Here is a 9070-nt window from a genome sequence, read left to right on the forward strand (position 1 = left end):
GGCTGGAGGCCGCTGACCGCCGCGGGACAGCCGCCCTCCTCCACCCGGCGGATCAGCTCCGCCGCCTCGGGGATAGTCTGCAATTGTCTCAGAAACTGTTCCATAGGATGTGGTCCTTGTCAACATGAAAAATTGGGAAGACTCTCTGGGCGCCGGGCCGCTTCCGGGCGCATGGCCCGGTGGGCGTTCTCCGCCCGGCGCCTGTTTGGAAGCAGGGGCTGTAAAGCGGATGGACATGATTCTCCCACCCAGGTCATATCCACCGGCACGATCCGGGAAAATGGATCCGTCCTTAGTGTATTCCCCTTTACCGGGCGCCATGCCCGGCGGCAAAAAGAGGCGCGGCGAGCCGCCCCATTGGACGGCCCTCATTCAATTGAAGTCATTCATGGCCTTCTGACAGCCATGTTCAATGATACATTCCGCCGCGTCGATGGCCCGGCGGAAGCTCTCCACCAACACCTTCCGCTCCGCCTGGGAGGGCACGCCGATGACCCAGTCGATCATGTCGCCCCCTTCGCCCGGCGCGCCGGTGCCGATCTTGATCCGGGGGAAGTCCTGGGTCCCCAGGTGGGCAATGATGTTCTTGATGCCGTTGTGCCCCCCGGCGGAGCCGGTGGGCCGCACCCGCAGCTTCCCCACCGGCAATGACACATCGTCATAGATCACCAGCACGTGGTCGGCAGGGATCTTGTAGAACTGCACCGCCTCCCGCACCGCCTCGCCGGAGAGGTTCATATACGTCTGGGGCTTCATCACCAGGCACTTGGCCCCGGCGAAGGGGATGATGTTATAGGCGGATTTGAACTTGACCTTGTTCAGCTTCACCCCCGCCTGCTCCGCCAGCAGGTCCACGGTGAGAAAGCCCATGTTGTGGCGGGTGTGCTCATACTTGGCCCCGGGATTTCCCAGGCCCACCACCAGCCAGTCCACGGCGGCGGATTTGGCGCCTAACAGCATGAAAAAAACTCCTTTGCAACGTCAGCCAAGGCGGGAAAGTTCCCTTCCCCGCCTTGACCAGTCCATTATTGATACGCAGAAATGCCGGAGCTCCGCCGCTTCTCAGCGGAACAGCTTGGAGATGGAGATCTCCTGGTAGATACGCTCGATGGCCTCTGCAAACATGGGGGCCACCTGCAGGTATTTGATCTTGCTGCTCTTTTTGGGATCAATGGCGGGGATGGTGTCCAGCAGGGCCAGCTCGGTGATGACGCTGTCGTTGATCCGGTCAATGGCCGGGCCGGAGAGCACGCCGTGGGAGGCGCAGGCCTGGACGCTCTTGGCGCCGCCCACCTCGATCAGGGCCTTGGCGGCGTTGCACAGGCTGCCGCCGGTGTCCACCATGTCGTCGAAGAGGATGCAGTCCTTGTCCCGCACGTCGCCGATGACGTTCATGACCTCGCAGCTGTTGGCCTTCTGCCGGCGCTTGTCCACGATGGCCAGATTCATGTGCAGCTTCTGGGCAAAGGCCCGGGCCCGGGACACAGAGCCCACGTCGGGAGAGACCACCATCATGTTCTCGCACTCGGAGCCGTACTTCTTGGCGTAGTAGTCCACAAAGATGGGGTTGCCCGCCAGATTGTCCACAGGAATGTCGAAGAAGCCCTGGATCTGGGAGGCGTGCAGGTCCATGGTCAGCACCCGGTCCGCGCCCGCGGCGGTGAGCATGTTGGCCACCAGCTTGGCGGTGATGGGGTCACGGGCCTTGGCCTTGCGGTCCTGCCGGGCATAGCCGTAGTAGGGGATGACCGCGGTGATGCGGCCGGCGGAGGCGCGCTTCAGCGCGTCGATCATGATGAGCAGCTCCATGAGATTGTTGTTCACCGGGGTGCAGGTGGACTGGACCACGAACACGTCGCTGCCGCGGACCGTCTCGTACAGGGAGACGAAGATCTCCCCGTCGGAGAAGGTACCGACCTCCGCCTCGCCCAGTTTGGTTCCCATCAACTTGCAGATCTCCTCCGCCAGCTTCGGATTCGCGTTGCCGGAAAACACCTTGATGTCCTTGCCGTGAGAAATCATTGTTTGAACGCCCTCTTTCTATGTTCTGAATGTTCTTGGTTTCTGTCAGTAGGATCGATCAGCCGAAGGAGCATCAGTGCTCCTGCCCGTACAGCTTCCGCCGCCGTTTGGCCCACCCCTCCTTGTTCTCCTGCTTGGCCCTGGCCACGGCCAGCGCGTCCGCGGGCACATCCTTGGTGATGGTGGCACCCGCCGCGATATAGGAACCCGCGCCCACAGTCACCGGCGCCACCAGATTGGTGTTGCAGCCGATGAAGGCGCCGTCCTCAATGGTGCAGCGGTACTTCTTCACGCCGTCATAGTTGGTGGTGACGGTGCCGCAGCCGAAGTTGACCTTGCGGCCCACGTCGCTGTCCCCCACATAGGTCAGGTGGGAGATTTTGGTGCCGTCACCGATGGCGGAGTTCTTCACCTCCACAAAGTCGCCCACCTTGATGTCGTCCCCGATGGCGCAGCCGGGGCGCACGTAGGCAAAGGGCCCCACGTGGGTGCGGCTGCCGATGGTGCTCTCGTTCACCTGGGAGGCATTGATCTCTGTCTCATCGCCGATGACGCAATCCCGCACCACGGCATTGGGACCGATGGTGCAGCCGCAGCCGACGGCGGTCTCCCCCCGCAGGATGGTGCCGGGCAGGAGCATGGTCCCCCGGCCGATGGTGACCCGGGGGTCGATATACACCGCGTTCGGGTCCAGCACCCGGACGCCGGCGCGGATGTGCCGCCGGACGATCCGCTCCCGGAGCAGGGGCTCCAGCTCGGCCACGGTCTCCAGACTGAAAACCGGCACCCAGCCGGGGATCAGCTCCGCCGCGGAGACGGCATTGGTCATCTTCTCCTGCCAGACCGCCTGGAGCTCGTAGCCGGCGGCGCCGTAGACAAAGCCGGGGCCCGCCTCCTCCATGGGAAGGGCGGCCCGGACAAACACGGCCACCGGGTCCGGCGTGTTCAAAAAGTCCAGCAGCTCGCTGTGCTGCTCAGAGATGGTCACGTCTGCGTCCTCCGGGAAGCAGGCGCGGACCTCCTGGGCAAAGCGGGGGCTGGAGACAGCAAAAAACCGCTGCACGCCGTCGGCCAACAGCTTGTCACTCATCCATTTTAGGATCGGGCAAAATAACACGGCTTCCAGCATCAGCGGTTTGGAGTGCGCCGGGAGGGAGGAGTCCTCTTCCAGAAAAAACACGGCGCGCTGCGGAAAATCCATGGGTTTTCTCCTCCTTGTTCGTTCGTATTTTTTATTATAACAAATATCTTGGGAAAATCCAGTATTTCCGGCGAATTTATAAAAGAAATTTCCTCCAGATTTTTCTTGTACAGGGACGTTTTTTTGTGGGAGACAACAGATCCGCTCCTGCGGCGCCCCCTCTTTCTGTCATTTCCGGCATTTTGCAGAAATCCAGCCGGATTTGTCGTGATTTTTTCTAAAAATCCGGTTTTCTTCACACATTACAGTTGAATTTGCCGGGGCGACGCGGTACAATGTGTTTTGACTGCATGAAAAGAGGGGGACAGCTGTCTATGCTTCATATCGTACTGGTGGAGCCGGAGATCCCACAGAACTGCGGCAATGTCGCCCGCACCTGCGCCGCCACCGGCAGCCAGCTGCACCTGATCCGCCCCCTGGGCTTCGACATCTCGGAGAAGGCCGTCCGCCGCGCTGGCCTGGACTACTGGAACCTGGTGGAGGTTTTTGATTACGAGAATCTGGAGGACTTTTTCCGCCGCCGCCCCGAGGCGGAGCGGGACCTGTGGCTCACCACCACCAAGGCGCCCCGGTCCTATCAGGAGGCCCAGTTCACCGCCGACAGCTGGCTGTTCTTCGGCAAGGAGACCGCCGGGCTGCCTCTGGCTCTCCGGGAGCGGTACCGGGACCGCTGCGTCCGCCTGCCCATGGTCAGCGAGGCCCGCAGCCTGAACCTGAGCAACACCGTGGCCGTCTGCGTCTACGAGGCGCTGCGGCAGAACGGGTTTCCGGGCCTGCTGGGAACCGGCGAGATGACCTGGGGCTGAGCCCCGCCGGGCGGCGCCGATTCCGCTGGGGAGGCCCGGCTGCTTTTGCAGGGCGCGGAGCGGCCTTGCATTGCAGGGGGGCGGCCGGGGGTGAATTTCCATCCTTCGGTCCATACTAGTCCCTGAACGCGCTGACACCGCCGCCGAACGCCTCTGCGGCTTCGGCTGCGTTGGAATGAATCATGAGGAATCCAATGGAACGAGATCAGATAGGAGGACATCTCAGATGAATACCCATAAAAAGACGGTCCGGGATGTGGAGGTGCGGGGCAAAAAGGTCCTGCTCCGCTGCGACTTCAACGTCCCCCAGGACAAAGAGACCGGCGCCATCACCAGCGACAAGCGCATCGTGGCGGCGCTGCCCACCATCCGGTATCTGCTGGAGAATGGGGCGGCGGTCATCGCCTGCTCCCACCTGGGCAAGCCCAAGAACGGCCCAGACCCCAAGTTGAGCCTGGCCCCGGTGGCGAAGCGCCTCAGCGAGCTGCTGGGGCGGGAAGTGATTTTCGCCCATGACGTGGTGGGCCCCGACGCCCAGGCCAAGGCGGCCGCCCTGCAGCCGGGACAGATCCTGCTGCTGGAGAACACCCGCTTCGAGCCCGGCGAGACCAAGAACGACCCGGAGTTGGCCAGGAAGCTGGCCGACATGGCGGATCTGTATGTGTCCGACGCCTTCGGTGCCGTGCACCGGGCCCACGCCTCCACCGCCGGCGTGGCGGCGTACCTGCCCGCCGTCTCCGGCTTCCTGATCCAGAAGGAGCTGGAGTTCCTGGGCGGTGCCATCGCCGACCCCAAGCGGCCTCTGGTGGCCATCCTGGGCGGCAGCAAGGTCTCCTCCAAGATCGGCGTCATCAACAACCTGCTGAACATCGCCGATACCATCATCATCGGCGGCGGCATGGCCTATACGTTCTCCGCCGCCCAGGGCGGCAAGGTGGGCGACAGCCTGCTGGAGGCCGACTGGGAGAGCTACGCCAATGAGATGGTGGAGAAGGCAAAGGAGAAGGGCGTAAAGCTGCTGCTGCCGGTGGACACCGTCTGCGCGGACGCCTTCGCCCCCGATGCCAAGAGTCAGGTGGTGAAGGCCGGGGAGATCCCCGACGGCTGGCAGGGCCTGGATATCGGTCCGGAGACGGTAAAGCTGTACTGCGACGCCGTGGCGGACGCGGGCACCGTCATCTGGAACGGCCCCATGGGCGTCTTTGAGTTCCCGGCCTTCGCCAAGGGTACTGAGGCTGTGGCCGAGGCCCTGAGCCGTACGGACGCCATCACTATCATCGGCGGCGGCGACAGCGCGGCGGCTGTGGAGCAGCTGGGCTACGCCGACAAGATGACCCACATCTCCACCGGCGGCGGGGCCTCCCTGGAATTCCTGGAGGGTAAGGAACTGCCCGGCGTGGCCTGCCTCCTTGATCAGTAAGCTGCTGTGCCGCCGATCCACCGTTGCGGCATTGCGTTTCCCGGTTCCTCCCGGAGCCGTCAATCGCGCCGCTGGAATTTTTGGAGGGCAAAGAGCTGCCCCGCGTGGCCTGCCTCCCGGATGCTTAAAGAGGGGGACTGTGTCCCCCCTTTACATTCCTCCTCACCAATCTGCGGACTGGTGACACCGCCCAGGGCGGCTGAGGCAAAGTATTTTCGCCACGCACGCCCTGAGGCGAAAATGAATTTGAATGTTGCGGCCGCTTGCGGCGGCCGCGCCGAATCCGTCCCCAAACGCGCTTCATTTGACTTGACAAACGGGCTGGAATTCTGTATAAAAAAAAGGGCCTTTCGGGGAAAATGCCCTGGAAACGGCCAAAACCTGCGCATCAGATCGCGGAGAACGCGATTGCGGATAGATGAAGACATAAAGGAGAAGAGATCACCATGAATCGCAGATATCGCAAAACGGTTATCGCCGGAAACTGGAAAATGAACATGACCGCCACTGAGACGAAGAAATTCGCCGAGGAACTGAAGAAGATCATGCCCCGGGCCAAGTGGTGCGACACCCTGATCTGTGTCCCTGCCTGCAACATTCAGACCGCCGCCAAGGCGTTCAAGGACCTGCGGATCTCCGTGGGCGCCGAGAACGTGTACTTTGAGGAGAAGGGCGCCTACACCGGCGAGATCTCCGCCGACATGCTGAAGGACCTGGGCGTGAAGTACGTCATCGTGGGCCACAGCGAGCGGCGGCAGTATTTCTGCGAGACCGATACCACCGTCAACAAGAAGGTCCACGCCGTGCTGAACGCCGGCATGAACCCCATCATCTGCGTGGGCGAGAGCCTGGAGCAGCGGGAGACCGGCATCACCGACGAGTGGATTGCCCTTCAGGTGAAGAGCGCCCTGTACGGCGTGCCCGCCGACAAGCTGCGCCGCTGCATCATCGCCTATGAGCCCATCTGGGCCATCGGCACCGGCAAGACCGCAACTGCCGAGCAGGCCGGCGAGGTCTGCACCAACATCCGTGCCACCATCCGCAGCCTGTACGGCGCCCGGGTGGCCCGCAGCGTCACCATCCAGTACGGCGGCTCCATGAACCCCAAGAACGCGGCGGAGCTGCTGGCCCAGCCGGACATCGACGGCGGCCTGATCGGCGGTGCCGCCCTGAAGCCCGACCAGTTCGTGGACATCATCAACGCAGCCAACCAGGAGTGAGCTCCGGCAGAGCGGTTTTGTGAGAAAGCGAGCGAGACGAGATTTCAATGAACAAAACACCAACAACCCTCATCATCATGGACGGCTTCGGCCTGCGGCAGGAGACGGAGGGCAACGCCATCCGCGCCGCCGCCACGCCCCGGCTGGACCAGTTTTTCCGGGAGTATGCCCACACCACGCTCCGGGCCTCCGGCCTGGACGTGGGCCTGCCGGACGGGCAGATGGGCAACAGCGAGGTGGGCCACACCAACATCGGCGCCGGCCGGGTGGTGTTCCAGGACCTGCCCCGGATCACCAAGGCCATTGCCGACGGGAGCTTTGATGAAAATCCCGCCTACCGGCACGCCATGGACGCCTGCCTGGAGAAGGGCACGTCCCTGCACCTGATGGGCCTGCTGTCCGACGGCGGCGTCCACTCCCACCTGGAGCACCTGTTCGCCCTGCTGCGGCTGGCGAAGCGAAGGGGCCTGGAGCATGTGTATCTCCACGCCTTTCTGGATGGGCGGGACGTATCCCCCACCTCCGGCGCAGACTTTGTGGCGCAGACCGTGGCACAGTGCCGGGAGATCGGCGTGGGCAAGATCGCCACGGTCATGGGCCGGTACTATGCCATGGACCGGGACAAGCGCTGGGACCGGGTGGAGGCGGCTTACGACGCCATGGTGTACGGCGAGGGCGCCGTGCAGAATCCAGACCCGGTGGCCGCGGTACGGGAGTCCTATGACCGGGGCGTCACCGACGAATTCGTGGAACCCGTGGTCTGTGATGCCGAGGGCACCATCTCCGACAATGACAGCGTGATCTTCTTCAACTTCCGGCCCGACCGGGCCCGGGAGATCACCCGGACCCTGGTGGACCCGGAGTTCGACGGCTTCACCCGCCAGTTTTTCCCCGTGACCTTCGTGTGCAACACAGAGTACGACGCCTCCATGCCCAATGTGGAGGTGGCCTTCCCCCGGGTGACGGTGCGCAATGGCCTGGGGGAGTATCTCAGCCAGATGGGCATGACCCAGCTGCGGATCGCGGAGACGGAGAAGTACGCCCATGTGACCTTCTTCTTCAACGGCGGGTCTGAGACTGTGTTTCCCGGTGAGGACCGGGTACTGGTGCCCTCCCCCAAGGTGGCCACCTACGATAAGCAGCCGGAGATGAGCGCGGCGGAGGTGACGGACAAGTGCGTGGAGCGCATTGAGTCCGGCGCCTATGACGTGATCATTCTGAACTTTGCCAACTGCGACATGGTGGGCCACACCGGCGTCTATGACGCGGCGGTGAAGGCCGTGGAGACCGTAGACAGCTGCGTGGGCCGGGTGGTGGACGCCACACTGAAGATGGGCGGCATCGCCATGATCACCGCCGACCACGGCAACGCCGAGCAGATGGCGGAGCCGGATGGCAGCCCTATGACCGCCCATACCACCAATCCCGTACCTTTCATTCTCTGCGGCGCGGGGACCGAGCTGCGCCCCAACGGCCGCTTGGCGGACATCGCCCCCACCATGCTGGACGTGATGGGCCTGGCCTGTCCAGAGGAGATGGACGGCAAGACGCTGATCGTGAAGTGACCAATTTCTGAGAGAAAAGAGACCGCTGGAAAGCGGTCTCTTTTTGTATAATTCCTGGAAATCCTGCCCATACTTCCCTCAGACCCAAGATCGAGGGAGGTATGATACATGGCAAATAAAGTCAAATCCCTGCTGGGCGGGCCAGGCTTTTACGCGGTCCTAGCCCTGTGCGTCCTGGCGGTGGGCGTGGGCGGCTACTTTCTGCTGTTTGGGGAACCGGCCCAGACGGAAGCGCCCACCGGCCCGGACACGGCAGCCTCCGCACCGGTGGAGGACCTGCCGGAGCACGAACCGGTGGTGGAGACCGTGCCTCCGGAGGAACCGGAGGAGGAGACGGAGCCCGTCGTCATGCCGGAGGTGACCATCCCGGTGGATGACACGCCCGTGGTGGCAGAGGAGCCCCATGTGGTGGTCCTGCCCATCCAGGGAGAGGTGCTGACGGCATTCTCCGTGGACCAGCTGCTGTACAATGAGACGCTGGACGACTGGCGGACCCACGACGGGGTGGATATCGCCGCGGCGGAAGGCGATGCCGTCCTGGCCGCCTGCGCCGGGACGGTCTCCTCCATCACCGACGATCCCCTGATGGGCACCACCGTGGTGATCCAGCACAGCGGCGGCTATGAGACCACCTATGCCAATCTCCAGGTGGAGCCCGCCGTGGAGACGGGCGACACGGTGTCCGCCGGGCAGACCATCGGCGCAGTGGGAACCACCGCCGCGGCGGAGGCCGCCCAGGGCGCCCACCTGCACTTCTCCGTTGCAAAGGATGGGGAAGCTGTGGACCCGGACGCATTTCTCAACAGCTGACGCAGCAGCGGCGGAACGGCAAAGGC

Annotated in this window: 8 protein-coding genes; 5 read left to right on the plus strand and 3 right to left on the minus strand. The window is 63.3% G+C overall.

Annotation, left to right across the window (positions count from 1 at the left end; genetic code table 11):
- Nucleotides 1-372 precede the first annotated feature (372 nt).
- From pth to HMPREF1546_RS03495, 3 genes are all read right to left on the minus strand, one after another.
- A complete protein-coding gene (pth, locus tag HMPREF1546_RS03485) occupies nucleotides 373-960 on the minus strand; it encodes an aminoacyl-tRNA hydrolase (protein ID WP_021748687.1) in 588 nt (195 codons plus the stop codon).
- 102 nt (nucleotides 961-1062) lie between these two features.
- A complete protein-coding gene (locus HMPREF1546_RS03490) occupies nucleotides 1063-2022 on the minus strand; it encodes a ribose-phosphate pyrophosphokinase (RefSeq protein ID WP_021748686.1) in 960 nt (319 codons plus the stop codon).
- Nucleotides 2023-2095: 73 nt separating this feature from the next.
- A complete protein-coding gene (locus HMPREF1546_RS03495) occupies nucleotides 2096-3223 on the minus strand; it encodes a UDP-N-acetylglucosamine diphosphorylase/glucosamine-1-phosphate N-acetyltransferase (protein WP_021748685.1) in 1128 nt (375 codons plus the stop codon).
- Between the two features lie 314 nt (nucleotides 3224-3537).
- Between HMPREF1546_RS03495 and HMPREF1546_RS03500 the strand changes: the two genes are divergently transcribed.
- The 5 genes from HMPREF1546_RS03500 (at nucleotide 3538) to HMPREF1546_RS03520 (ending at nucleotide 9044) form a co-directional block, all read left to right on the plus strand.
- A complete protein-coding gene (locus HMPREF1546_RS03500; protein WP_036629967.1) occupies nucleotides 3538-4029 on the plus strand; it encodes a tRNA (cytidine(34)-2'-O)-methyltransferase in 492 nt (163 codons plus the stop codon).
- 226 nt (nucleotides 4030-4255) lie between these two features.
- Nucleotides 4256-5449, plus strand: a complete 1194-nt coding sequence (gene pgk, locus HMPREF1546_RS03505) for a phosphoglycerate kinase (protein WP_021748682.1) — start codon at nucleotides 4256-4258, stop codon at nucleotides 5447-5449.
- 446 nt (nucleotides 5450-5895) lie between these two features.
- On the plus strand, nucleotides 5896-6669 hold the full coding sequence (gene tpiA, locus HMPREF1546_RS03510) for a triose-phosphate isomerase (protein ID WP_021748680.1): 774 nt from the start codon (nucleotides 5896-5898) through the stop codon (nucleotides 6667-6669).
- A gap of 47 nt (nucleotides 6670-6716) precedes the next feature.
- Entirely contained in the window at nucleotides 6717-8234 is a 1518-nt protein-coding gene (gene gpmI, locus HMPREF1546_RS03515) for a 2,3-bisphosphoglycerate-independent phosphoglycerate mutase (RefSeq protein ID WP_021748679.1), read from the plus strand.
- Between the two features lie 108 nt (nucleotides 8235-8342).
- Nucleotides 8343-9044 (plus strand): M23 family metallopeptidase, encoded by a 702-nt coding sequence (locus HMPREF1546_RS03520; RefSeq protein ID WP_021748678.1) that lies wholly within the window; start codon nucleotides 8343-8345, stop codon nucleotides 9042-9044.
- Nucleotides 9045-9070: the final 26 nt, after the last annotated feature.

The sequence above is a fragment of the Oscillibacter sp. KLE 1745 genome, from assembly GCF_000469445.2.
Classification (GTDB): Bacteria; Bacillota; Clostridia; order Oscillospirales; family Oscillospiraceae; genus Oscillibacter; species Oscillibacter welbionis.